At 48.5% G+C, this 520-nt stretch carries 1 protein-coding gene; it reads right to left on the minus strand.

Annotated features, from left to right (window positions below):
* Window positions 1–520, minus strand: a 520-nt coding sequence (locus tag C5C07_RS20535) for a beta-ribofuranosylaminobenzene 5'-phosphate synthase family protein (protein WP_342764847.1), incomplete at both ends; no start/stop codon positions are given.

Here is a 520-nt window from a genome sequence, read left to right on the forward strand (position 1 = left end):
AGGGAAGTCCAATCGGGAAATCACTGGTGGAGGCGAGACAGATGAAGCTGCAGATGGAAGAAACCCACCTTTTTCATTTAGGTCATGGCCGCCATCTAATACAGATCCCCCCTTCTCAAACACAGCAGTCCCAATTCCAGATGTCCCCCCTCGTCCAACAACCTCAGCTACTTCGGGGGTAGAGAGCTCCAAGTTGTTCATTCTCGCAACCGCAAAGCCAGCAGCTAAGTCCATTTGGGTGCCAGAACCTAGCCCCTTATGTTGAGGAATCGTTTCTTTGATACTAATCTCAGCCGGCTGAATATTATATCGGTCTATTACTGCTTCCGCCGCGTTTTTTGCTCTTTCTCGCATTGGCCCATGGACTTTCAAACAAGCCGACTCTTCAACTTCCAGCGTCACACCAGGATAGTTTATTCCAAGTCCGATTCCGCCGTCAACACGACTTGACTTCGAGTTTAAATCAATAAGTCCAAAATGAAGGCGACTACCCGTTTCTATTCGCATAAGAGTCCCTTGG

This window comes from Haloferax sp. Atlit-4N (assembly GCF_003383025.1).
In the GTDB taxonomy this organism is placed as follows: Archaea; Halobacteriota; Halobacteria; order Halobacteriales; family Haloferacaceae; genus Haloferax; species Haloferax gibbonsii.